At 71.8% G+C, this 22,393-nt stretch carries 23 protein-coding genes; 12 read left to right on the forward strand and 11 right to left on the reverse strand.

The genetic code is table 11. The features are described from left to right. Positions 1-49 precede the first annotated feature (49 nt). A complete protein-coding gene (rplM, locus tag ACQBJO_RS03405; protein WP_255185383.1) occupies positions 50-493 on the forward strand; it encodes a 50S ribosomal protein L13 in 444 nt (147 codons plus the stop codon). A gap of 30 nt (positions 494-523) precedes the next feature. After that, positions 524-1,033 carry a 30S ribosomal protein S9 gene (rpsI, locus tag ACQBJO_RS03410; RefSeq protein WP_255185384.1) on the forward strand — a complete coding sequence of 170 codons (510 nt, stop codon included), beginning with the start codon at positions 524-526 and terminating at the stop codon, positions 1,031-1,033. Positions 1,034-1,157: 124 nt separating this feature from the next. Here rpsI and ACQBJO_RS03415 read toward each other — a convergent pair whose 3' ends face one another. Continuing rightward, complete coding sequence (locus ACQBJO_RS03415) at positions 1,158-2,294, reverse strand: glutamate--cysteine ligase (protein WP_421007166.1); 1,137 nt, start codon at positions 2,292-2,294, stop codon at positions 1,158-1,160. Between the two features lie 115 nt (positions 2,295-2,409). Between ACQBJO_RS03415 and glmM the strand changes: the two genes are divergently transcribed. Beyond that, positions 2,410-3,759 carry a phosphoglucosamine mutase gene (glmM, locus tag ACQBJO_RS03420; RefSeq protein WP_421007165.1) on the forward strand — a complete coding sequence of 450 codons (1,350 nt, stop codon included), beginning with the start codon at positions 2,410-2,412 and terminating at the stop codon, positions 3,757-3,759. A gap of 73 nt (positions 3,760-3,832) precedes the next feature. Here glmM and ACQBJO_RS03425 read toward each other — a convergent pair whose 3' ends face one another. From ACQBJO_RS03425 to ACQBJO_RS03435, 3 genes are all read right to left on the reverse strand, one after another. Then, positions 3,833-4,228, reverse strand: a complete 396-nt coding sequence (locus ACQBJO_RS03425) for a nuclear transport factor 2 family protein (protein WP_421007164.1) — start codon at positions 4,226-4,228, stop codon at positions 3,833-3,835. Then, on the reverse strand, positions 4,225-5,298 hold the full coding sequence (locus ACQBJO_RS03430) for a Glu/Leu/Phe/Val dehydrogenase dimerization domain-containing protein (protein ID WP_421007163.1): 1,074 nt from the start codon (positions 5,296-5,298) through the stop codon (positions 4,225-4,227). The genes ACQBJO_RS03425 and ACQBJO_RS03430 overlap by 4 nt, the downstream gene beginning before the upstream one ends. Positions 5,299-5,362: 64 nt before the next feature. Then, a complete protein-coding gene (locus ACQBJO_RS03435) occupies positions 5,363-5,884 on the reverse strand; it encodes a beta-class carbonic anhydrase (RefSeq protein WP_421007162.1) in 522 nt (173 codons plus the stop codon). 235 nt (positions 5,885-6,119) lie between these two features. On the opposite strand from ACQBJO_RS03435, the gene ACQBJO_RS03440 reads away from it, so the two are divergent. From ACQBJO_RS03440 to ACQBJO_RS03455, 4 genes are read left to right on the forward strand one after another with little or no spacing between them, the layout of a single operon-like run. Then, positions 6,120-7,430 (forward strand): extracellular solute-binding protein, encoded by a 1,311-nt coding sequence (locus ACQBJO_RS03440; RefSeq protein WP_421007161.1) that lies wholly within the window; start codon positions 6,120-6,122, stop codon positions 7,428-7,430. Next, a complete protein-coding gene (locus tag ACQBJO_RS03445; protein ID WP_421007160.1) occupies positions 7,427-8,368 on the forward strand; it encodes a carbohydrate ABC transporter permease in 942 nt (313 codons plus the stop codon). The genes ACQBJO_RS03440 and ACQBJO_RS03445 overlap by 4 nt, the downstream gene beginning before the upstream one ends. Before the next feature lies 1 nt (position 8,369). Further along, positions 8,370-9,227 carry a carbohydrate ABC transporter permease gene (locus ACQBJO_RS03450; protein WP_255185390.1) on the forward strand — a complete coding sequence of 286 codons (858 nt, stop codon included), beginning with the start codon at positions 8,370-8,372 and terminating at the stop codon, positions 9,225-9,227. 31 nt (positions 9,228-9,258) lie between these two features. Further along, a complete protein-coding gene (locus ACQBJO_RS03455; RefSeq protein WP_255185391.1) occupies positions 9,259-10,518 on the forward strand; it encodes an ABC transporter ATP-binding protein in 1,260 nt (419 codons plus the stop codon). A 43-nt stretch (positions 10,519-10,561) separates the two neighbouring features. Here ACQBJO_RS03455 and ACQBJO_RS03460 read toward each other — a convergent pair whose 3' ends face one another. Together ACQBJO_RS03460 and glpX are read right to left on the reverse strand one after the other, a co-directional pair. Further along, the gene (locus ACQBJO_RS03460; RefSeq protein WP_421007159.1) at positions 10,562-11,524 is read right to left on the reverse strand and encodes a PfkB family carbohydrate kinase; all 963 of its coding nucleotides are present in this window, start codon (positions 11,522-11,524) and stop codon (positions 10,562-10,564) included. A 13-nt stretch (positions 11,525-11,537) separates the two neighbouring features. Beyond that, on the reverse strand, positions 11,538-12,557 hold the full coding sequence (gene glpX / locus ACQBJO_RS03465; RefSeq protein ID WP_255185393.1) for a class II fructose-bisphosphatase: 1,020 nt from the start codon (positions 12,555-12,557) through the stop codon (positions 11,538-11,540). A 98-nt stretch (positions 12,558-12,655) separates the two neighbouring features. On the opposite strand from glpX, the gene ACQBJO_RS03470 reads away from it, so the two are divergent. Beyond that, positions 12,656-13,348: a DUF4245 domain-containing protein gene (locus tag ACQBJO_RS03470; RefSeq protein ID WP_255185394.1), complete on the forward strand. Its 693-nt coding sequence runs from the start codon at positions 12,656-12,658 to the stop codon at positions 13,346-13,348. A gap of 20 nt (positions 13,349-13,368) precedes the next feature. Here ACQBJO_RS03470 and ACQBJO_RS03475 read toward each other — a convergent pair whose 3' ends face one another. The 4 genes from ACQBJO_RS03475 to ACQBJO_RS03490 form a co-directional block, all read right to left on the reverse strand. Beyond that, the gene (locus tag ACQBJO_RS03475; RefSeq protein ID WP_255185395.1) at positions 13,369-13,773 is read right to left on the reverse strand and encodes an NUDIX hydrolase; all 405 of its coding nucleotides are present in this window, start codon (positions 13,771-13,773) and stop codon (positions 13,369-13,371) included. 10 nt (positions 13,774-13,783) lie between these two features. Further along, positions 13,784-14,014: an exodeoxyribonuclease VII small subunit gene (locus ACQBJO_RS03480; protein ID WP_255185396.1), complete on the reverse strand. Its 231-nt coding sequence runs from the start codon at positions 14,012-14,014 to the stop codon at positions 13,784-13,786. A gap of 26 nt (positions 14,015-14,040) precedes the next feature. After that, a complete protein-coding gene (gene xseA / locus ACQBJO_RS03485; RefSeq protein ID WP_255185397.1) occupies positions 14,041-15,273 on the reverse strand; it encodes an exodeoxyribonuclease VII large subunit in 1,233 nt (410 codons plus the stop codon). Between the two features lie 99 nt (positions 15,274-15,372). Next, positions 15,373-16,119, reverse strand: coding sequence for a hypothetical protein (locus ACQBJO_RS03490; RefSeq protein WP_421007158.1), 747 nt, complete (start codon positions 16,117-16,119; stop codon positions 15,373-15,375). Between the two features lie 166 nt (positions 16,120-16,285). Between ACQBJO_RS03490 and ACQBJO_RS03495 the strand changes: the two genes are divergently transcribed. After that, complete coding sequence (locus ACQBJO_RS03495; protein ID WP_255185399.1) at positions 16,286-17,338, forward strand: 4-hydroxy-3-methylbut-2-enyl diphosphate reductase; 1,053 nt, start codon at positions 16,286-16,288, stop codon at positions 17,336-17,338. Between the two features lie 39 nt (positions 17,339-17,377). On the opposite strand, the gene ACQBJO_RS03500 is transcribed toward ACQBJO_RS03495, so the two are convergent. Next, the gene (locus ACQBJO_RS03500) at positions 17,378-18,118 is read right to left on the reverse strand and encodes an IclR family transcriptional regulator (RefSeq protein WP_421007157.1); all 741 of its coding nucleotides are present in this window, start codon (positions 18,116-18,118) and stop codon (positions 17,378-17,380) included. Positions 18,119-18,197: 79 nt separating this feature from the next. Here ACQBJO_RS03500 and hutH point away from each other — a divergent pair, with 79 nt between their 5' ends. From hutH to hutG, 3 genes are read left to right on the forward strand one after another with little or no spacing between them, the layout of a single operon-like run. Next, a complete protein-coding gene (gene hutH, locus ACQBJO_RS03505; RefSeq protein ID WP_421007156.1) occupies positions 18,198-19,754 on the forward strand; it encodes a histidine ammonia-lyase in 1,557 nt (518 codons plus the stop codon). 11 nt (positions 19,755-19,765) lie between these two features. Continuing rightward, positions 19,766-21,460: a urocanate hydratase gene (hutU, locus tag ACQBJO_RS03510; RefSeq protein WP_421007274.1), complete on the forward strand. Its 1,695-nt coding sequence runs from the start codon at positions 19,766-19,768 to the stop codon at positions 21,458-21,460. Positions 21,461-21,462: 2 nt separating this feature from the next. Next, positions 21,463-22,392 carry a formimidoylglutamase gene (gene hutG, locus ACQBJO_RS03515; protein WP_421007155.1) on the forward strand — a complete coding sequence of 310 codons (930 nt, stop codon included), beginning with the start codon at positions 21,463-21,465 and terminating at the stop codon, positions 22,390-22,392. The last annotated feature ends 1 nt before the right edge of the window (position 22,393 follow it).

Below are 22,393 nucleotides of genomic sequence, written 5' to 3' on the forward strand. Positions count from 1 at the left end.
CCCCTTCGCCCCCGCAGGGGCAAGCGAACGACGAGCAGAAGGCATCATCATGCGCACGTACACCCCTAAGGGCGGTGAGATCACCCGTCAGTGGCACGTCATCGACGCCACCGACGTCGTGCTCGGCCGTCTGGCGAGCCAGGCCGCGACGCTGCTGCGCGGCAAGCACAAGACGACCTTCGCCCCCCACGTGGACACCGGCGACTTCGTCATCATCATCAACGCCGACAAGATCGCGCTGACCGGCGCCAAGGCCGAGCAGAAGCGCGCCTACCGTCACTCGGGTCACCCGGGCGGTCTGTCCTCGATGAACTACACCGAGATGCTGGAGAAGCACCCGACGCGCGCCGTCGAGAAGGCCGTGCGCGGCATGCTGCCCCGAAACAGCCTCGGCCGCCAGCAGCTGAGCAAGCTCAAGGTCTACGCCGGTGCCGAGCACCCGCACGCCGCTCAGCAGCCCACCCCCTACACGATCTCCCAGGTCGCGCAGTAAGCGCCGCCCAGAAGGAACTGAGGAACCACTGTGGCTGACACCACCGACAACACCGAGGTGCTCGAGGGCGACGAGCCCGAGCTGAGCTCCTACACCTCCGAGTCCGAGGGCCCCGTCGGCACCGACGAGCCCGTGCGCCGCCCCTCCGCGTCGGCCCCCGGCTCGGCCACCGGCCGCCGCAAGCAGGCCATCGCCCGCGTCCGGATCGTCCCGGGCACCGGCGAGTGGAAGGTCAACGGGCGTGCGCTCGAGGACTACTTCCCGAACAAGGTCCACCAGCAGATCGTCAACGAGCCGCTCGTCGCGCTCGAGCTCGACGGCGCCTACGACGTGCTCGTGCGCGTCCACGGCGGTGGCCCCTCCGGCCAGGCCGGTGCCGTCCGTCTCGGCGTCGCCCGCTCGCTCAACGGCGTCGACCCCGAGCTCAACCGCGCCACCCTCAAGAAGGCCGGCTACCTCACCCGTGACGCCCGCGTCCCGGAGCGCAAGAAGGCCGGTCTCAAGAAGGCCCGCAAGGCGCCGCAGTACAGCAAGCGCTGATCCACGGATCACCGCTGGTCTTCGAGACCACGAAGGGCGGTGCTCACCTCACGGTGGGCACCGCCCTTCGTCATACCCGCTCCGGTCGTCGAGGTGCGAGGAACGAGCCTCGAGACGCCCCCGGCTAGGCCGTCAGCGGTCGCCCGGCGCGCATCTCCGCGACGAGCGAGCGGGTGACCTCGACGAGGTCACCGCCGTGGGCGTCGGCCGCGGCCAGCTGGCGCTGGTAGCTCGCGCCGCGGCGGATGATCTCCTCGACGCCGGCGAGCTCGGTCTCGCAGCCCAGGCGGCGGGCGATCGGGGAGAGCCGCTCGAGCAGGTCGTGCAGCTCGTCGGTGACGAGCCGCTCGCGGTTGCGCGAGTCGAGGATGATGATCGCGTCCATGCCGTAGCGCGCGGTGCGCCACTTGTTCTCCTGCACGTGCCACGGCGGCAGCGTCGGGATCGTGCCGCCGTCGGTGAGCCGGTCGTCGAGGTGGACGAGCAGGCACTGCGTCAGGGCCGTGAGGGCCGCGATCTCGTGGAGGGTCGGCACGCCGTCGCACACCCGCACCTCGAGCGTGCCCAGGTGCGGGGCCGGGCGCAGGTCCCAGCGCACCTCCTTGAGCTCGTCGATGACGCCGGTGACGAGCAGGTCGTCGACATAGCGCTCGTACTCGGCCCAGGTGTCGAACTGGAAGGGCAGCCCGGCCGTCGGCAGCTGCTGGAAGAGCAGCGCGCGGTTGCTCGCGTAGTCGGTCGGCACCCCGCCCCACCAGGGGGAGGAGGCGGACAGCGCCTGCAGGTGCGGGGCATAGGTGAGCATGCCGCCGAGCAGCGGCAGGACCTTGTCGCGGTGGGTGACGCCGACGTGGGTGTGCACGCCGTAGATGACCATCTGCCGGCCCCACCAGCGGGTGCGGTCGATGAGCGTGGCATAGCGCTCCCCTTCGCTCACCTGCTGCGACTCCCAGCGGGCGAAGGGGTGGGTGCCGGCGCTGATGAGCTCCAGCCCGAGCCCGTCGGCCACCCCGCGCAACCTCGCGAGGCTGTCGGAGAGGTCGGCGACGACCTCGGGGACGTCGTGGCAGATGCCGGTGACGATCTCGACGGTGTTGGTGAGCAGCTCGCGGTGCACCTTGGGCGCGAGGCCGTCCTCGGCCGCGAGCGGCTCGACGACGCTGTCGGCGAGCGGGACGAGGTCGAGGGTCTCCCGGTCGACGAGGGCGATCTCCCACTCGACCCCGAGGGTGGGGCCGTCTGACGGGGTGAACTCGATCATGAGGGCCTCTCGACGTCGCACCTACGGTCTCCCAGCCTAACCAGCGGGTATCGTCGCACGAGCCCGTCTCTCGTGTGTCATGCGACGGGCCCCCCACGGAAGGTTCAGCACGCACATGTCCCGACTCTTCGGCACCGACGGTGTTCGCGGCCTCGCCAACGGCGAGGTCATCACCGCAGACCTCGCCCTCTCGCTCGCCCAGGCCGCCGCCCGCGTCCTGCGTGACCCCGAGGGCCTGCAGGGCCACCGCCCCGTGGCGGTCGTCGGCCGCGACCCGCGCGCCTCGGGCGAGTTCCTCTCCGCCGCGGTCGTCGCCGGGCTCGCGAGCAGCGGCATCGACGTCCTCGACGCGGGTGTGGTGCCGACGCCGGCCGTCGCCTTCCTCACCGCCGAGGTGCACGCCGACTTCGGCGTCATGCTCTCGGCATCGCACAACGCCATGCCGGACAACGGCATCAAGTTCTTCGCGAAGGGGGGCCACAAGCTCCCCGACGCCGTCGAGGACGCCATCGAGGCGGCTCTCGACGACACCCCCGACCGGCCCACCGGCATCGACGTCGGTCGGGTCACCCCGATGGAGGACGCCGGCGCCCGCTACGTGCGGCACCTGCTCGACGCGGTCGAGCAGCGCCTCGACGGCCTGACGATCGTCCTCGACTGCGCCCACGGCGCGGCGAGCCAGGTCTCGCCCGAGGCCTTCCGCCTCGCCGGCGCCGAGGTGCACGTCATCGGGGCCCGCCCCGACGGGCTCAACATCAACGACGGCGTCGGCTCGACGCACATCGAGGGCCTGCGCGCCGCGGTCGTCGAGCACGGCGCCGACCTCGGCATCGCGCACGACGGCGACGCCGACCGTTGCCTGGCCGTCGACGCCACGGGCAACGAGGTGGACGGCGACCAGATCATGGCGATCCTCGCGCTGGCGCTCAAGGAGCACGGCGAGCTCGCGCAGGACACCCTCGTCGCGACGGTCATGAGCAACCTCGGTCTCATCCGGGCGATGGAGGCCGCCGGCATCCACGTCGTGCAGGCCGGCGTCGGCGATCGCTACGTCCTCGAGGAGATGCGCAAGGGCGGCTACTCCCTCGGTGGCGAGCAGTCCGGCCACGTCATCCTCCAGGAGCACGCGACGACCGGAGACGGGGTCCTCACCGGCCTCATGCTCGCGGCGCGGGTCGCCGAGACCGGCCGCTCGATGGCCGAGCTCGCCGGTGCGATGACCCGGATGCCGCAGGTGCTCATCAACGTCAAGGGCGTCGACAAGCACCGCGTCGACGGCGACGAGGGCGTGCGGGCCGCGGTCGCCGAGACCGAGGCCGCGCTCGCCGACGAGGGCCGCGTCCTGCTGCGCAAGTCCGGCACCGAGCCGGTCGTGCGCGTCATGGTCGAGGCCGCCACCCACGAGCGGGCCCAGGAGTCCGCCGAGCGCTTGTCCGTCGTCGTCAAGGAGCGCCTGGCCCTCTGACGCCGCCCCCTAACTCCGCAAAACCCTAGGGTCCTGCAGGTCCAACCCTGCAGGACCCTAGGGTTTTGCAGGGTCAGACGGCGGGGGAGTCGAAGAAGGTCCGGCGGGTCAGGGCCCGGCCGGTCTCGTCGAGCACCCAGAAGTCGGCGAAGCCGACGCTCGCGGCGCTGCCGTCCTTGAGCGTGCCGACGAAGCGACCGTGGACGGCGACGCGACGCCCCTGCGTGACGACCTCGTCGAGCTCGTGCCGGCCGTCGGCGATGACCCGCTCACCGGCGTAGAAGTCGGTCAGGGCCGCGTGCCCGACCATCGGCGGGTAGCCCGGCCGGTGGTAGACCGCCTCCGCCGCGAAGCACCCCACGACACCGGGCACGTCACCCGCGTCGACGAGTGCGTAGTAGCGCTGCACCGCCTCCTGCGGGTCGCGCGGCACCTCGGTGCCCGGCTCCGTGCCCGCGCCGCCGATCATCGCGGCACCGTGCGCCCGAGCGCGGCGTCCGCGCGGCGCAGCGCGGCCTCGAGGGGCGTGATGCCCTCCGCCTCGGCGGTCTCGAGCAGGCCGGTGACCCGCTCGCCGATCCGGTCGATCGCGGCGAGGGTCTCGTCGTCGGACCAGCCGGCGACGCCGCCGTGGACCTGGATGACGCCGCCGGCGTTGGCGACGAAGTCGGGGACGAAGGTGATGCCCGCCGCCTGCAGCGCCTCGGCGCAGTCGGGGGTGTCGAGGGTGTCGTTGGCCGCGCCGGCGATGATCCGCGCCGGGATCCGGTGGATCGCCTCGCGGGTGACGACCCGGGCGATGGCGCAGGGGGCGAAGACGTCGGCCTCGGCGAAGGGGGCATCCTGCGTCGGCACCATGTCGCCGCCGAGCTCGGTGGCGAGGGCGCTCGCGCGGGCGGTGTCGATGTCGGCGACGGTGACGCGGGCGCCGTCACGGTGCGCGAGGCGGGCGACCTCCTCGCCGACGCTGCCGACGCCCTGGACGACGACGCGCAGACCGGACAGACCCCCTTCGCCGTGGTGGTGGACCGCCGCGGCCCGCATCGCCGCGTAGACGCCGCGGGCGGTGAAGGGGGAGGGGCTCACCTCGTCGCAGAAGGCGCGGGCGTGGCCGTCGTCGCGGATCGTCTGCATGTCCTCCAGCAGGGTGCCCATGTCGACGCCGGGCACGTAGAAGCCGGCGGTGCGGGCGATCATCTCGCCGAAGCGGGCGAAGAGCGCCCGGCGCTCGGGAGAGCCGGGGGCAGCGGGCTCGCCGTCGAGCACGACGACGGACTTGGCGCCGCCGTAGGGCAGCTCGGCGAGTGCGTGCTTGAGGGTCATTGCGGCGGCGAGGCGCTGGGCCTCGCGCGCGGCGGCCTCGGTCGAGGGATAGGCGCGGTAGCGCACCCCTCCGAAGCCGGGACCGAGGGTCGTGTCGTCGATTGCGATGACGGCACGCAGTCCGACGCGGTCGTCGTGGCAGGTGATCATCTGCTCGCTCGCCCAGGGTGCGGCGACGGCGTCAGACGTCGGGGTGGGTTCGGTGACGGTGGTCATGCGCCCATGGTGGCACTGCGGGAGTGACCGCCGTCACCGACCCCGGGTGTCCCGGCGGGGGGCCTCAGTAGTGCTGGCTGATCAGCCCGGTGTCGACGTCGTAGACGAAGCCGCCGACGGACGCGCGCTCGGCGATGAGGGGGTGCGAGCGGACGGCCGAGACGTCCTGACGCAGGGAGCCCAGCTGGTCGGTGACGACGTGGAAGCCCTGCCACGAGGCGTCCTGCCCGGCGGACTCTCCGACCTTCTGCCGCAGCTCGACCTCGGTCGAGCTGGTCATCGCGCACCGGGTGTGCGGGATGACGAGCACGCGGTTGACGTTGAGCAGGTGCACCCCGAGGACGAGGGCCTCGAGCGCGGCGGCCGTGACGCGGCCACCGGGGTTGCGGAAGATCTTCGCGTCGCCCGGCTTGAGCCCGAGCATGCCGAGCGGGTCGATGCGGCTGTCCATGCAGGTGACGATGGCAACGCCTGCCTTGGCGATGCCGTCGAAGCCGCCGAGGGTGAAGTCGTCGGCGAAGGCCTGGTTGGCGGCGATCAGATCGGCGAAGGGGGAGTCGCCGGCGGTCGTGGTGGGGTCGGTCATGGGTGCACCTTTCGTGGGGTCCCTTGCACAGTAGACCTGCGCGTGACCTCCCTTCGACGGCCGTCCGCGCGCTGTCGGTCACGTTGGCGACCGACCCCGGGTGGTCACGAATCAGCCCGTGGCCCAAGTCGTCGGCCCGCTTGCGTGACGCAGGGCGCAGCGGGGGTGTAGACACATGACTAGGAGGCAGCGTCGGGCGCCGGTCCACGCCGCCCCTGCGGACGAAAGGAACGACGTGGAGAGTCGACGACGACGTCGGATCGCCTTCGTGGCGGCTGCGGCCACGGCCGCGAGCCTCGGACTGGCGGCCTGCGGCAACGACAGCTCGTCAGGCGGGACCACCCACCTGACCTGGTACATCAACCCCGACGGCGGTGGCTCCGACCCGGCCGGAGGCGGGCAGGCGCAGCTGGCCAAGGAGTGCTCCGACGCCTCCGACGGCCGCTACACGATCGGCATCCAGCTGCTGCCCAACAGCGCGAGCGACCAGCGCCAGCAGCTGCTGCGGCGCCTGGCGTCGAACGACAAGGGCGTCGACATCATGTCGATCGACCCGGTCTTCGTCGCCGAGTTCGCCGAGGCCGGCTACCTCGCGCCGGTGCCCGAGGACAAGCAGTCGACCTTCACCGACGACGTCGTCGACCCGGCGATCACCAACGCGACGTGGAAGGACGAGCTCTACGCGGCGCCCTTCTGGGCCAACACCCAGCTGCTCTGGTACCGCAAGTCGGTGGCGCAGAAGGCCGGTCTCGACATGACCAAGCCGGTCACCTGGGACCAGGTCATCGACGCGGCGAAGAAGACCGACAGCAACGTCGGCGTCCAGGCCTCGCGCTACGAGGGCTACATGGTGTGGATCAACGCGCTCGTCGAGGGCGGCGGCGACCACATCGTCGAGAACCCCGGGGCCGACGGGCCGGAGCTGAAGTTCGGCCTCGAGTCCGAGGGCGGCAAGAAGGCCGCCGAGATCATCCAGAAGGTCAGCGACGAGGGCGTCGGCGGCCCGGCGATGGGCTCGACCGACGAGACGACGACGCTCGACATGTTCCAGAACGAGCAGGCCGGCTTCATGGTCAACTGGCCCTACGTCTACGCCGCGCTCAAGGGCGCAGAGGTCGATTGGATGAAGGACCTCGCCTGGACCCGCTACCCGCAGACGACCGAGGGCACGGAGTCCAAGCCCCCGCTCGGCGGCATCGAGATGGGCGTCGCCCAGTCCTCGTCGAAGCAGGAGCAGGCGTGGGAGGCCGTCGAGTGCCTCACCTCGAAGGAGAGCCAGAAGGCCTACATGCTCGGCACCGGCAACCCCGCCGCGCGCAAGGCCGTCTACGACGACGCCGACGTCAAGAAGGACTTCCCGATGGCGGCCCTCATCCGCCAGTCCCTCGACTCCAGCGGCCCGCGCCCGCTGACGCAGTACTACGGCGACGTCTCCTCGGGCATCCAGCGTGAGTACAGCCCGCCCGGGTCGGTCGCCCCGGGCTCCACCCCGAAGCAGGCGACGACGCTGCTCGAGGACGTCCTGAAGGGGGATGCGTTGCTGTGAGCGCCACCACCGACACCACGACGACGGCGAAGGGGGGAGCGCCCCGGCTGTCCGACCGGGCCCGGGCCGAGCAGCGGCTCGGCTGGAAGCTCGCGATGCCGGCCTTCGTCGTCATGCTGCTCGTCACGGCCTACCCGATCCTGCAGGCCATCTGGAACAGCTTCTTCAAGTACCGGCTCACCGACCCCGACAACCGCGAGTTCGTCGGGCTCAACAACTACGTCGTCTCCTTCGGCGACTCGGTCTTCTGGAGCGCGATGGCGGCGACGGTCCTCATCACCGTCATCACCGTCGTCGTCGAGCTGGTCCTCGGCTTCATCATCGCCCTGGTGATGCACCGGATCGTCATCCCGCGGCGCACGCTGCGCACGATCGTGCTCATCCCGTACTCGATCATCACGGTCGTCTCGGGTTTCACCTGGCTCTTCATGTACCAGACGGACACCGGCTTCGTGAACCGCTGGACGAGCTGGCTGCCGGGCGTGAGCGACAACTACGACTGGTTCGGCAGCTTCTGGCCCTCGATCTTCGTCATCTGCCTCTCTGAGATCTGGAAGACGACGCCCTTCATGTCGCTGCTGCTCCTCGCCGGCCTGGCCCAGGTCGACACCTCGATGGAGGAGGCGGCCAAGGTCGACGGCGCCTCGTGGATGCAGGTGCTGACGAAGGTGATCCTGCCGAACATGAAGCCGGCGATCATGGTCGCGGTGCTCTTCCGCACCCTCGACGCCTTCCGCATCTTCGACAACATCTTCATCATGACCGGCGGTGCCAACGGGACGAACTCCCTCTCCGGCCTCATCTACCGCCAGACCATCGACCGGACGGAGATCGGGCTCGGGTCGGCGCTGTCGGTGATCCTCTTCATCTGCGTGCTGATCATCGCGGCGCTCTTCGTCAAGGGCTTCAAGGTCGACCTGACGCAGGGGAGGAGCTGACATGGCGAAGGAATCCGCCAAGGGCACCGGCATCTGGAGCGTCCTCGCGATCCCGATCATGATCTGGACCGTGCTGCCGCTGCTGTGGATGCTCTCGCTCTCGCTGAAGAGCGCGAGCGACCTGGCCAACCCCGACAAGGCCTACCTCGGCAACTTCTGGCCGAAGGACCCGACGCTCGACAACTACCGGCTGATCTTCACCGGCGGCGCGAGCGACCTCTTCATGCCGGCGCTGCGCAACTCGCTCATCGTCTGCCTGCTCGCGACGCTCATCTCCGTCGTGCTCGCGATGTTCTGCGCCTACGCGATCTCGCGGCTGGAGTTCAAGGGCAAGAAGATGATCCTCACGACCGCCCTCGCGGTCAGCTTCTTCCCGGTCGTCGCGATGGTCACGCCGCTCTTCGACGTGTGGAGCCGGATCGGTCTCTTCGACACCATCCCCGGCCTGATCATCCCCTACCTCGCGCTCACCCTGCCGCTGTCGATCTGGACGATGTCGGCCTTCTTCCAGCAGATCCCGTGGGAGATGGAGCAGGCGGCGCAGGTCGACGGCGCGACGAGCTGGCAGGCCTTCCGCAAGGTGATCATCCCGCTCGCGACGCCGGGCGTTTTCACGACCGCGATCATCACCTTCTTCACCGCCTGGAACGACTTCGTCTTCGCGATCTCGCTGACCTCCGACCAGGCCCGCACGGTCCCCGCCGCGCTCGCCTTCTTCACCGGTGCCAGCCAGTTCGAGCAGCCGACGGGCGCGATCATGGCGGCCTCGGTCGTCGTCACCATCCCGGTCGTCATCCTCGTGCTGATCTTCCAGCGCCGGATCGTCGCCGGCCTGACCTCGGGCGCCGTCAAGGGCTGACCCCCGCCTTCACAGAACTGGAGAACACCCCATGGCTGAGATCACCCTCAACAACATCGTCAAGAAGTACGGCGACGGCTTCCCCGCGGTCAACGACGTGAGCCTGGACATCAAGGACGGCGAGTTCATGATCTTCGTCGGCCCCTCCGGCTGCGGGAAGTCCACGCTCCTGCGGATGGTCGTCGGGCTCGAGGACATCACGAGCGGCGAGCTGCTCATCGACGGCAAGCGGGTCAACGACCTCTCGCCCAAGGACCGCAACCTGTCGATGGTCTTCCAGAACTATGCCCTCTACCCGCACCTGAGCGTGTACGAGAACATCGCCTTCCCCCTTCGCCTGTCGAAGGGGAAGCACAGCGACACCGACATCGACAGCAAGGTGCGCATGGCCAGCTCGATGCTCGAGCTCGACGAGCACCTCGACCGCAAGCCGGCGAACCTCTCCGGTGGTCAGCGGCAGCGCGTCGCGATGGGCCGGGCGATCGTCCGCGACGCCGACGCCTTCCTCTTCGACGAGCCGCTGTCGAACCTCGACGCCAAGCTGCGCGGCCAGATGCGCACCGAGATCGCCCGCATGCAGCGCCGCATGGGCACGACGACGATCTACGTCACCCACGACCAGACCGAGGCGCTCACCCTCGGCGACCGGGTGTCGGTGCTCAAGAAGGGCGTCCTGCAGCAGTGCGCCAGTCCGCGCGAGCTCTACGACCAGCCGGTCAACCTCTTCGTCGCGGGCTTCATCGGCACGCCGCCGATGAACTTCCTGCCCGCGGAGGTCCACGGCGACGAGCTGCAGCTGCCCTTCTGCCGGGTGCCGATGCCGCAGGCCGTGCGCGAGCGCGCCGGGGGCAAGGACCTGCTCATCGTCGGCATCCGCCCCGAGCACATCAAGGACGCCGACCTCGGCGACGTGCCCGCCGGCGGCGTGCGCTTCGCGGCACCGGTCGACCAGACGGAGTGGCTGGGCAACGAGCAGTACGCCTACATCCCCTTCGCCGTCGAGGGCGACGTCAAGCACAAGCTCGACGAGCTCGACAAGGAGCTCGACGGCGAGGGTATGCGCACCCAGATGGTCATCAACCTCGACCCCCGCTCGCGGGTGCGTGAGGGGGACGACGGCAACTTTGTCTTCGACCCCGCCCTCATGCACGTCTTCGACCCGGAGACCGGCGACTGCCTCACCCGTGACGACGCGAAGGCCGCGGAGATCGCCCACCAGTCCGAGGAGGACCGGCAGCGCGCGCTCGAGCGGGCCCGGGCCCGCGAGGCGGAGTCCGTCACCACCGGCTGACGAGCAGGGCTGACGGGCGACGCGTCGGCGCCGTCCCGAAGGCCTATCGAGCCGCGTCGACCCCCAGGTCGGCGCGGCTCGGTGCGTGTGCCCCGGCGTGGGCGACGGTGCGCGCGGCGGCGTCGACAGCGCGCTCGATGGCCGCGGAGACGACCCGGCCACGGGCCTTGCGCAGGCGGGCCTTGGGCTCGGCCCCGCCGAGGAGGCCGGCGTCGAGCAAGCCGGAGAGCAGGCCCGCCATGAAGGAGTCGCCGGCACCCACGGTGTCGACGACGTCGACGCGGGGAGCGCGCAGCTGGATGCGGCGGCCCGAAGGGAGGATCGCCAGGGCCCCGGCGGCGCCCAGCGTGCACACGGCGAGCGCGGGCCCGAGGTCTCGCCAAGAGCGCAGCACGTCGGCGATCTCGTTGTGGTCGAGCGGGCGGCCGGCGAGCCAGGCGATGTCCTCGTCGCTCGCCTTGACGACATCGCTCACCGCGATGCGGCGCTCGATCTCGGCCCGGGCGGCGTCGCGGTCGGGCATGAGGTCCGGTCGGCAGTTGGGGTCGTAGGAGATCGTGTGGGCGCGCGCGGCACCGGTCATCGCGGAGAGGACGTCGACGCCACCGGGGCGCAGCAGGGCGCCGAGGGAGCCGGTGTGCACGTGGCCACCGACCTCGGGCAGCTCGGGCAGGCGCCAGTCGAGGTCGAAGGTGTAGGTCGCCGCGCCGCTCCCGTCGAGGGTCGCCGTGGCGATCGAGGTGTCCCGGGCGCGGTCGCTGCCCGGGACGAGGGCGACGCCGGCCGCGGCGAGGTGCTCGCCGATCGCGGCCCCCCGGGCGTCGCGGCCGAAGTGGGTCGCGAGCGTCACCGGGTGGTCGAGGCGGGTCAACCCGACGGCGACGTTGAGGGGGCTGCCGCCGACGTGCTCGCTGCGCTGCCCGTCCGCCCCGACGACGACGTCGACGAGCGACTCGCCGATGACGAGCGTCGGGGCGGGCGGTGCGGAGCGGCGGCGGCGGGGCACGGGACCAGTCGGGTCAGGCGGTCGGGTAGGGGGAGACGCGCTGGACCTTCGTCAGGTTGTGGTGCGCCTCGACGGTGCGGATCGTGCCCGACTTGCTGCGCATGACGAGCGAGTGGGTCGTCGCGCCGCCGGCGCGGTAGCGCACGCCGCGCAGCAGCTCGCCGTCGGTGATGCCCGTCGCGACGAAGTAGCAGTTGTCGGTCTGGACGAGGTCGTCGGTCGTGAGGACCTGGTCGAGGTCGTGGCCGGCGCCGACCGCGTGCTGGCGCTCCTCGTCGTCGCGGGGCCACAAGCGGCCCTGGATGACTCCGCCGAGGCACTTGATCGCGCAGGCGGTGATGATGCCCTCGGGGGTGCCGCCGACGCCGAGCAGCAGGTCGATGCCGGTGTCCGGGCGGGCGGCCATGATCGCGCCCGCGACGTCGCCGTCGGAGATGAAGCGGATCCGCGCCCCGGCGGCGCGGACCTCGTCGGCGAGGTCGGTGTGCCGCGGGCGGTCGAGCATGACGACCGTGACGTCCTCGGGCTGCTGGCCCTTGGCCTTGGCGATGCGCTTGATGTTCTCCTTCACCGGCAGGCGGATGTCGACGACGTCGGCGGCCTCGGGCCCGGTGACGAGCTTGTCCATGTAGAAGACGGCGCTGGGGTCGTACATCGTGCCCCGGTCGGCGACGGCGAGGACGGAGACCGCATTGGTCATCCCCTTCGCCGTCAGTGTCGTGCCGTCGATGGGGTCGACCGCGACGTCGCAGGCGGGGCCGGTGCCGTCGCCGACCTCCTCGCCGTTGAAGAGCATCGGGGCCTCGTCCTTCTCGCCCTCGCCGATGATGACGACGCCGCGCATCTGGACGCTGGAGATCATCGAGCGCATCGCGTCGACGGCGGCGCCGTCGGCGGTGTTCTTGTCGCCGCGACCCACCCACCGGCCCCCGGCGAGGGCGGCGGCCTCGGTGACCCGCACGAGCTCCATCGCGAGGTTGCGGTCGGGGTGCATCACCCCGGCGCTCGGGGTGGACGTCTGGGCCTGGCTCATGCTTCTCCTCAGATACGGCTGGTCGTCGGGCCGAGCCTATCGGCCGGGCCGCCGACAGGTGTCAGGGCCGCGCTGTGGCGCGTGCGACCATGGAAGGCATGAGCTCAGCCCCCGGCGACCAGGCCGCGACCCCCTCCTCGTCGGCTCCCGATCGCGAGTCGACCCCCGAGGAGCTCGCCGCCCAGCAGGGGGTCCCCGCACGCGGCGCGAGCCACTACGCCAAGGGCACGAGCGCCAACATGGTTCGCTCGATGGTCGTCATCGTCGGGCTCGCGCTCGCCCTCTTCCTCGTCACCGGGCGCCCCAACAGCGTCACGCCGCAGGCCGTCGACGTCTCCGCCGCCGCGGAGTACCGCGCCGCCGAGGCGGGTGAGCCCTTCGCCTACGCGGACCAGTTGCCCGACGGGTGGACCGCGACGAGCGTGCGCTACGTGCGCTCCAAGGGCGGCGTCATGGTGTGGAATGCCGGCTACACGACCCCCGACGGCGAGTTCGTCTCCGTGCAGCAGGCGGTCGACCCCGGCCAGGCCTGGATCGACACGCAGACCAACAACGGTCGCCCCGTCGGCACCGTCGAGACCTCCGACGGTCGCGAGTGGGCCAAGCGTGACCGCGAGGGCAAGGTCCAGCGCAGCCTCGTCAACGTCCCCGACGCGAAGGGGGAGCTGACGACCCTCGTCACCGGCACGGGCAGCTGGGAGCAGCTGCAGGCCTTCGCCGAGCACCTGACCCCCGCGAAGGTGACGAAGCCCGGCGGCAGTGCGAGCCCGAGCGCGTCGCCGTCCTCATGACGTCCTGAGAGGTCCCTCGCTCAGCGGCCCAACGCCGTGGTGACGAGCGGGACCAGACCGGAGTGGGCGAGGTGGAGCCCGCTGATCTCGTCGAGCTGCCACCAGGCGAGGTCGTCGTGCTCCTCGGGCTCGAGGTTGGCCGGCGTGCCCTGCCAGCCGTCGACGACGAAGGTGTGCAGCTCCAGGTCGTCGCCGAGCCGCACCACCGGCGGGTCGAGCGCGCGCCACCGGGTGACGGTCACGCCGATCTCCTCACGGCACTCGCGCACGAGCGCCTCCTCGGGTGACTCGCCGGCCTCGATGTGACCGCCCACCCCGTCCCAGCAGTCGGGGTAGTGCTGACGACGGGGGTGCCGGTGCGCCAACAGCACGCAGCCGTCGGCGACGAGAAGCCCCATCGCGACGCGGTGCAGGCGCCCGGTCACGGCAGCCCGCTCACTCGTCGGTCGTGTCCTGCGACCCCAGGCTCGCCTCGGCCTTGTCGAGCCATGCCTCGCAGTGGGCGGCGAGGGCCTCGCCCCGCTCCCACAGCCGCATCGACTCCTCGAGACCGGCCTGACCCCCTTCGAGCCGGGCGACGAGCTCGATGAGCTCCTGGCGCGCCTCCTCGTAGGACAGGTCGGCGACGTCGGGCTGCTCCTGCTCGGGCTGCGGGTCGGTGGCCATGGCGACCACTGTAGGCGGGGCTGCCGTCAGGAGTCCGTGACCCGCACGGCGAAGTCGCCGTCGGCCACGGTCACCCGCAGCAGGTCGTCGACGGCGAGGGCGGCGCGGGAGGCGACGACCTCCCCTTCGGGCCGCTGGACGATGGCATAGCCGCGCTCGAGGGTGGAGGCGGGGGAGAGGACCCTCGCCTGCGACCGCAGGTGGCCGATGCGGTCGCGCTCGCGGTGCAGCAGCGCCTCGACCCGGCCGTGGGCCCGCCGCCGCAGGGAGGTGACGACCTCGCGCTGCGCCCGGACGAAGGCGGTGCGGTCGGTGAGCACCGGCCGGCTCGTCAGGTGGACCAGGCCACGGCGTTCGCGCTCGACGAGGCCGGCGAGCGCGGCTCGGGCCCGGGTGCGGGCGTCGACGACCCCGGCGCGTTCCTGGGCGGCGTCGGGGCAGATGAGCTTCGCGGCGTCGGTGGGGGTGGAGGCGCGCACGTCGGCGACGAGGTCGAGCAGGGGGCTGTCGACGTCGTGGCCGATGGCGCTGACGACCGGGGTGCGCGCGTCGGCGACGGCGCGCACCATCGTCTCGTTGCTGAAGGGCAGCAGGTCCTCGACCGACCCACCGCCGCGGGCGACGACGATGACGTCGACCTCGTCGACGGCGTCGAGCTCGGCGACGGCCGCGGTCACCTCGGTCACCGCGGTCGGTCCCTGCACGGCGACCTGACGGATCTCGAAGGGCAGGCCCGGCCAGCGGCGCCGCGCATTTTCGACCACGTCACGCTCGGCGGCGCTCGCGCGGCCGCAGACGAGGCCGACGCGGCGGGGGAGGAAGGGCAGCGGTCGCTTGCGCGAGGCCTCGAAGAGCCCCTCGGAGCGCAGGTGCTGCTTGAGGTACTCGATGCGGGCGAGCAGCTCACCGACGCCGACCGGTCGGATCTGTCGGACGTCCATGGACAGCGACCCGCGCTGGGTCCAGTAGCTCGGCTTGGCCTGCACGACGACCCGCGCGCCCTCGCCGAGCGGCGCGGCCATCGCGTCGAGCGCGGTGACCCGCACCATGCACGACAGCGACATGTCGACGTCGGGGTCGCGCAGGGTCAGCCAGGCGGTGCGCGCCCCCGGCCGCCGGGTCAGCTGCACGACCTGACCCTCGACCCAGGTCACCGACATCTTGTCGACGTAGTCGGCGATCTTCATGCTCAGCAGGCGCACCGGCCACGGCTGCTCGGCCGTGGTGTCGGCTGCCTTGTCGGGAAGGGGGGTGCTCACGGCCCACAGTCAAGCAGCCCGTGCCGACGGCCGGACCCCGGCTCGCGGCCAGGCGCGAGCCGGGGTCCGGGGCGAAGGGAGCGTGTGCCCGTGGGTGGGTCAGGGAGCGGTGGTACCGGCCGGGCAGTTGACGCGGTAGTCCCACGCCGTGCCGTCGGGGCCGGTGACGACGACGGTCACCTCCGTGCTCGTCCCCGCGGGCAGGGTGAGCGTGGCCGAGCCGGTGCCTTCGTTGATGTCGTCGCCGACGACACCGGTGTCGTGGATCAGGGCACCCTCGTAGAAGACCTGGAACTGGTCAGGTACGCCATAGGCCTCCCACTCGAAGAGGAAGGAGGTCGGGCCCGCAGGCCCGATGCCGTGGACGGTGGTCGTGACCCCCGCGCCGCCGGACGAGGTCGAGGCATTGCACGGCGTCACCGGCGTCGGGTCGGTGGTGGTCACCGAGTAGAGGACGAGGTAGGAGATGTCCTGGGTCCTGCCCTGCTTGTTGGTGCTGCTGCTGACGCCGGAGGTGCCGGTGCCGTCGTGCGCGAGGGCGGCGGACTTCAGGCACCACGAGGCGTCCTCGAGGGTGAGGTCGGGGTCGCCGCTGGCGAGGGTGAAGCTCGTCCCGGTGATGGTCACGACGACGTCGATCGGGTCGCCGGTGCGGGTGTCGGTGACGGTCACGGTCGTCGGCCCGGCGAGGTCGGCGTCGATCTTCGTCGCGGTCGTGTGGTCGGTGCAGTGCTGGGTGGCGGCCCCGGCCGGTGGCGCGAGGGCGAGGGCGGCGAGGACGAGCGCGAGGGCGGCGAGCAGGGCCGTGCCGACGCGCAGTGGTCGAAGGGGGTCGAGCGTGTGCATGGTGGTTCCTCCCGAGAGCCTCGTCGTCGTCGACGAGGTCCCCGCCAGTGTCGGCCGGCGACGACGGCGCCCGATACCGGTCGGATCTGCCCATTGACACCGGCCCCCGGCCGTGGGATGGGCCACGATCAGGGGCCGTCCAGCCCACTCACCTACGATGGGTGGCATGACGACGAGCGTGACCCCTCCCGCCGAGACCGACGCCCCGCAGGACGCCAAGCGCGTCCTGCTCGCCGCCCCCCGCGGCTACTGCGCCGGCGTCGACCGGGCCGTCGTGACGGTCGAGAAGGCCCTCGAGCTCTACGGTCCCCCTGTCTACGTGCGCAAGGAGATCGTGCACAACAAGCACGTCGTGACGACTCTCGAGAAGCGCGGCGCGATCTTCGTCGAGGAGACCGACGAGGTCCCTGAGGGTGCGACCGTCGTCTTCTCGGCGCACGGTGTCGCCCCGGTCGTGCACGACGAGGCCAAGGCCCTCAGCCTCAAGACGATCGACGCGACCTGCCCCCTCGTCACCAAGGTGCACCGCGAGGCCGTGCGCTTCGCCGACGACGACTTCGACATCCTGCTCATCGGTCACGAGGGGCACGAGGAGGTCATCGGCACCTCCGGCGAGGCGCCCGAGCACATCACCCTCGTCGAGGGCCCCGACGACGTCGCCAACGTCGAGGTCCGTGACCCCGACAAGGTCGTGTGGCTGTCGCAGACCACCCTGTCGGTCGACGAGACGATGGAGACGGTGCGCCGGCTGCGCGAGAAGTTCCCCAAGCTGCAGGACCCGCCGTCCGACGACATCTGCTACGCGACGCAGAACCGTCAGCTCGCCGTCAAGCAGATGGCCAAGGACTGCGACCTGATGATCGTCGTCGGCTCGCGCAACTCGTCCAACTCGGTGCGCCTCGTCGAGGTCGCCATCGAGCACGGCTCGCGCGACGGGCACCTCGTCGACTACGCCGACGAGATCGACGAGTCCTGGCTCGACGGCGTGCGCACCGTCGGCGTCACCTCCGGTGCCTCGGTCCCCGAGATCCTCGTGCGCGGGGTCCTCGACTTCCTCGCCGAGCGTGGCTACGGCGAGCCTCAGCCGGTGACCGCGGCCGAGGAGTCGCTCCTCTTCGCGCTGCCCAAGGAGCTGCGCCGCGACCTCAAGGCCGCCGGCATGAGCGACCAGATGAAGCACGACGCCGGCGCGCTCGGCGACGCGGGCCAGCTGCACTAGCCCTTCGAGACGTCCGCGGGCGGCCTCCTCAGGGAGCGGCTAGAGCCGCTGGCTGATCCGCGCGGCGGTGTCGGCGGCCGCCTGCGCGAGGTGGGCGGCGCCCCCTTCGTCGACGTCGGCGGTGCGATAGGTGACCGCCACGGCGGCCACGGGGTGACCGTCGCGGTCGAGGACGGCCGAGGCGACGGATGACAGGTCGGGCGAGACGCTGCCCGCCTCGACGGCGTGGCCACGAGCGCGCACGTCGACGAGGAGCCGGCGCAGCGCCGACGGGGTCGCCGGACCACCCCCGACCATGACCGCTGCCGACGGGTAGAGCGCGGTGACCTGCCGCCGGGGGAGCGCGGCGAGCATCGCCAGGCCGCTCGCGGTGAGCGTCGCCGGCAGCCGCACCCCGACGTCCGTGACGAGCGAAGGGCGTCCCGCGGCACGTTCCTCGATGACGTAGAGGACGTCGCGACCCGAGAGCACCGCGAGGTGGGCGTTGTGGGTCGTCGCGTCGACGAGGCGCTCGACGAGGGGCCGGGCGAGCCGCTGCAGCGGGTCCTGGCGTTGGTAGCCGGCGCCGAGCTCGTGCACCGCGGCGCCGATGCCATAGGTGCGTTCCTCCGCGTAGTGCACGACGTAGCCGTGCTCCACGAGCACCGCGAGCAGGTGGTAGGTGCTGCTGCGCGGCAGGTCGAGGGCTCGCGCGAGGTGCGCAGCGGGGATCGGCTCGGCCCGGCTCGCGAGGTGGGTCAGCGCGCGCAGGGCGTGACCGGCGGAGGTGGCATTGGGCATGGGGCTCCTGTCTTGTATCCGAGACACTATCGCCTGCGCGGGCCTCACGAGCCGGGGCGAAGGGGGGTTGCATGGACCCATGAGCACCGACACCACCACCGTCGTCCTCGGCGACCGGCCCCTCACCATCGACGAGGTCGTCGCCGTCGCCCGCCACCACGCCCCCGTCGAGATCAGCGTCGGCGCCTGGGAGCGGGTGCGGGCCGCGCGCACCGTCATCGAGGGCCTCGCGGAGGACACCGTCGCCCACTACGGCGTCTCGACCGGGTTCGGCGCGCTCGCCACGACCCACATCCCCCATGAGAAGCGCGCCCAGCTGCAGCGCTCGCTCGTGCGCAGCCACGCCGCCGGCGCGGGCGCCGAGGTCGAGGAGGAGGTCGTGCGCGCGCTCATGCTGCTGCGTGTGCAGACGCTCGCGACCGGCCGCACCGGCATCCGCGAGGAGACGCTGCGCCTCTACCTCGCCCTGCTGCAGCAGCGGATCACGCCGGCCGTCCACGAGTACGGCTCGCTCGGCTGCTCCGGCGACCTCTCGCCGCTCAGCCACTGCGCGCTCACGCTCATGGGAGAGGGCCGCGTGCGCGTCGACGGCGGCGACGAGGTCGACGCCGCAGGCGCGCTCGCCGACGCCGGCCTGACGCCCGTCGAGCTCCACGAGAAGGAGGGCCTGGCCCTCATCAACGGCACCGACGGCATGCTCGGCATGCTGTGCCTCGCCGTCCACGACCTGCGCCGACTGCTCGCCACCGCCGACATCGCCACCGCGATGAGCGTCGAGGGCCTGCTCGGCACCGACGACGTCTTCGCCGCCGACCTGCAGGCGCTGCGCCCCCAGCCCGGCCAGGCGCTCTCGGCCGCAAACATGCGCGCGGTGCTCGCCGACAGCCCGATCCGTGACAGCCACCGCGACCCGGCCGCCTGCACACGGGTCCAGGACGCCTACTCCCTTCGCTGCGCGCCGCAGGTGCACGGTGGCGCCCGCGACACCGTCGAGCACGCCGCGACGATCGCCGGCCACGAGCTCGCCTCGGCCATCGACAACCCCGTCGTCACCCTCGACGGGCGCGTGGAGTCCAACGGCAACTTCCACGGGGCGCCCGTGGCCTACGTCCTCGACTTCCTCGCGATCGTCGCCGCCGACGTCGCGAGCATGAGCGAGCGGCGCACCGACCGCTTCCTCGACGTCAAGCGGTCCAACGGGCTGCCGCCCTTCCTCGCTGACGACCCCGGCACCGACTCCGGTCTGATGATCGCGCAGTACACCGCCGCCGGGATGGTCTCGGAGATGAAGCGCCTGGCCACCCCCGCCAGCGTCGACTCGATCCCGAGCAGCGCCATGCAGGAGGACCACGTCTCGATGGGCTGGGGTGCCGCCCGCAAGCTGCGCCGCAGCGTCGACGCGCTCGCCCGGGTCATCGCCATCGAGCTGCACACCGCCGCGCGGGGGATCGCGCTGCGCGCCCCCCTTCGTCCTGCGCCGGCGACGGGTGCCGTCATCGACGCCCTCGCCGAGCACGGCCAGACCGGACCCGGCCCGGACCGCTTCACCTCGCCCGACCTCACCGCCGCCCACCTCGCCGTCGTCGACGGGTCGGTCCTCGCGGCCGCCCAGTCGGTCACCGGTCCGCTCAACTGAAGGAGCAAGTGATCACCATGGACGGAGCCCGTCCCGTGCGTGCCCCCCGAGGCACCGACCTGACCGCCCGCAGCTGGCAGACCGAGGCGCCGCTGCGGATGCTGATGAACAACCTCGACCCCGAGGTCGCCGAGCGCCCCGACGACCTCGTCGTCTACGGCGGCACCGGCCGGGCCGCGCGGTCGTGGGAGGCCTTCGACGCGATCGTCGAGACGCTGACCGACCTCGCCGACGACGAGACCCTGCTCGTGCAGTCGGGCAAGCCGGTCGGCGTGCTGCGGACCAACCCGTGGGCGCCGCGCGTGCTCCTCGCCAACTCCAATCTCGTCGGTGACTGGGCCACGTGGCCGGAGTTCCGCAAGCTCGAGGCCGAGGGCCTGATGATGTACGGCCAGATGACCGCCGGGTCGTGGATCTACATCGCCACCCAGGGGATCCTCCAGGGCACCTACGAGACCTTCGCCGCGGTCGCGCGCAAGCGGTTCGGAGGCACGCTTGCCGGCACCCTGACCCTCACCGGCGGCTGCGGCGGCATGGGCGGCGCGCAACCGCTGGCCGTCACGCTCAACGGCGGCGCCTGCCTCATCGTCGACGTCGACGAGACGCGGCTGCGCCGGCGCCAGTCCAAGCGCTACCTCGACGAGGTCGAGACCGATCTCGAGGTCGCCCTGGCCAAGGTCATGGAGGCGAAGGGGGAGCGCCGCGCCCTGTCCGTCGGTCTCGTCGGCAATGCCGCCGAGGTCTTCCCCGAGATCCTGCGCCGTCACCGCGCCGGCGAGGTCGAGGTCGACGTCGTCACCGACCAGACGAGCGCGCACGACCCGCTGAGCTACCTGCCCGCGGAGGTCGCGCTCGACGAGTGGCAGCGCGAGTCCGAGGCCGACCCGGAGGGCTTCACGAAGAAGTCCCGCGAGTCGATGGCCGCGCAGGTCCAGGCGATGGTCGAGTTCCAGGACGAGGGCGCCGAGGTCTTCGACTACGGCAACAGCATCCGCGACGAGGCCCGGCACGCCGGCTACACGCGCGCCTTCGAGTTCCCCGGCTTCGTCCCGGCCTACATCCGGCCGCTCTTCTGCGAGGGGCTCGGGCCCTTCCGCTGGGTGGCGCTGTCGGGTGACCCCGAGGACATCGCCGTCACCGACGCGGCGCTCAAGGAGCTCTTCCCGGACAACGAGCACCTGCACCGCTGGCTCGACGCGGCCGGCGAGCTCGTCGAGTTCGAGGGGCTGCCGGCCCGCATCTGCTGGCTCGGATACGGCGAGCGGCACCAGGCGGGCCTGCTCTTCAACGAGCTCGTGCGTGAGGGCAAGGTCAAGGCACCGATCGTCATCGGCCGCGACCACCTCGACTCCGGGTCCGTCGCCTCGCCCTACCGCGAGACCGAGTCGATGCTCGACGGCTCCGACGCGATCGCCGACTGGCCGCTGCTCAACGCGCTGACCGCGACGAGCTCCGGCGCGACCTGGGTGTCGATCCACCACGGCGGTGGCGTGGGCATCGGCCGCTCGATCCACGCCGGTCAGGTCGGCGTCGCCGACGGCACCGACCTCGCGGCGCAGAAGCTCGACCGACTGCTCACCAACGACCCCGGCATGGGCGTGCTGAGGCACGTCGACGCCGGCTACTCGCGGGCCGCGGAGGTCGCCGCCGAGCGCGGGGTGCGCGTGCCGATGGAGCCGGTCGTCCGGGACGCGAAGGAGGCCTGAGCGTGGCCCCCTTCGCCTGGAGCGGACGCAGTGACGGTGACGGCCCCGAGCACCGGCGCTTCTGGAATGTCGTGAGCGAGCCAGAGCGGGGCCGGCAGACGGACGTCGCGCTCGTCGGCTTCGCGAGCGACGAAGGGGTCCGGCGCAACCACGGTCGGGTCGGCGCCGCCGAGGGGCCCGGCGCGCTGCGTGCGGCGCTCGCCTCGCTCGCGGTCCACGAGGACCTCACGGTCGTCGACCACGGGGACGTCGCGGTCACCGACGGTGATCTCGAAGGGGGGCAGCGTCGCCTCGGCGAGGTGATCGCCGCCGCCCGCGAGAGCGCCGACCTGACCGTCGTCCTCGGTGGGGGCCACGAGACGGCCTACGGCAGCCACCTCGGGCTCGGGCCGCGCCCGCGACTCGGTGTGCTCAACCTCGACGCCCACTTCGACCTGCGGGCGGCGGAGCGGCCGACGTCAGGCACGCCCTTCCGGCAGATCGCGGCCGACCGCCACGAGGCGGGCGTCGACTTCGACTACGCCGTCGTCGGCATCTCGCGCACGAGCAACACGGGCACGCTCTTCGACACCGCCGACGAGCTCGGCGTGCGCTGGCTGCTCGACGACGACAGTCAGGAGCCCGGCGCGCCGGTGCGCTTCGTCGAGGACTTCCTCGCCGGGGTCGACGCGGTCTACCTGACGATCGACCTCGACGTGCTGCCGGCTGCCGTGGCGCCCGGCGTGAGCGCGCCTGCGGCACTGGGGGTTCCCCCCTTCGTCATCCAGGCGGTGTGCGACGCGGTGGTCGCCTCCGGCAAGCTCGTCCACCTCGACGTCACCGAGCTCAACCCGCGCTTCGACGTCGACCAGCGCACCGCGCGGGTCGCGGCGCGCCTGGTCCACCGGATCATCACCCGCCACGCGAGCACCCCACGCCACCAGGAGGCCTGAG

The organism is Janibacter zhangyanbonis (assembly GCF_050507325.1).
GTDB lineage: Bacteria > Actinomycetota > Actinomycetes > Actinomycetales > Dermatophilaceae > Janibacter.

Excerpts from the sequence above, each read along its gene's own strand:
- ACQBJO_RS03430 (WP_421007163.1), bottom strand. The coding sequence starts at position 5,298 with ATGACCACCGTCACCGAACCCACCCCGACGTCTGACGCCGTCGCCGCA.
- glpX (WP_255185393.1), bottom strand. The coding sequence starts at position 12,557 with ATGAGCCAGGCCCAGACGTCCACCCCGAGCGCCGGGGTGATGCACCCC.
- ACQBJO_RS03500 (WP_421007157.1), bottom strand. The coding sequence starts at position 18,118 with ATGCCCAATGCCACCTCCGCCGGTCACGCCCTGCGCGCGCTGACCCAC.
- ACQBJO_RS03425 (WP_421007164.1), bottom strand. The coding sequence starts at position 4,228 with ATGATCGGCGGCGCGGGCACGGAGCCGGGCACCGAGGTGCCGCGCGAC.
- ACQBJO_RS03470 (WP_255185394.1), top strand. The coding sequence starts at position 12,656 with ATGAGCTCAGCCCCCGGCGACCAGGCCGCGACCCCCTCCTCGTCGGCT.
- ACQBJO_RS03455 (WP_255185391.1), top strand. The coding sequence starts at position 9,259 with ATGGCTGAGATCACCCTCAACAACATCGTCAAGAAGTACGGCGACGGC.
- ACQBJO_RS03495 (WP_255185399.1), top strand. The coding sequence starts at position 16,286 with ATGACGACGAGCGTGACCCCTCCCGCCGAGACCGACGCCCCGCAGGAC.
- hutH (WP_421007156.1), top strand. The coding sequence starts at position 18,198 with ATGAGCACCGACACCACCACCGTCGTCCTCGGCGACCGGCCCCTCACC.
- rplM (WP_255185383.1), top strand. The coding sequence starts at position 50 with ATGCGCACGTACACCCCTAAGGGCGGTGAGATCACCCGTCAGTGGCAC.
- ACQBJO_RS03490 (WP_421007158.1), bottom strand. The coding sequence starts at position 16,119 with ATGCACACGCTCGACCCCCTTCGACCACTGCGCGTCGGCACGGCCCTG.
- ACQBJO_RS03480 (WP_255185396.1), bottom strand. The coding sequence starts at position 14,014 with ATGGCCACCGACCCGCAGCCCGAGCAGGAGCAGCCCGACGTCGCCGAC.
- ACQBJO_RS03435 (WP_421007162.1), bottom strand. The coding sequence starts at position 5,884 with ATGACCGACCCCACCACGACCGCCGGCGACTCCCCCTTCGCCGATCTG.
- ACQBJO_RS03450 (WP_255185390.1), top strand. The coding sequence starts at position 8,370 with ATGGCGAAGGAATCCGCCAAGGGCACCGGCATCTGGAGCGTCCTCGCG.
- glmM (WP_421007165.1), top strand. The coding sequence starts at position 2,410 with ATGTCCCGACTCTTCGGCACCGACGGTGTTCGCGGCCTCGCCAACGGC.
- ACQBJO_RS03415 (WP_421007166.1), bottom strand. The coding sequence starts at position 2,294 with ATGATCGAGTTCACCCCGTCAGACGGCCCCACCCTCGGGGTCGAGTGG.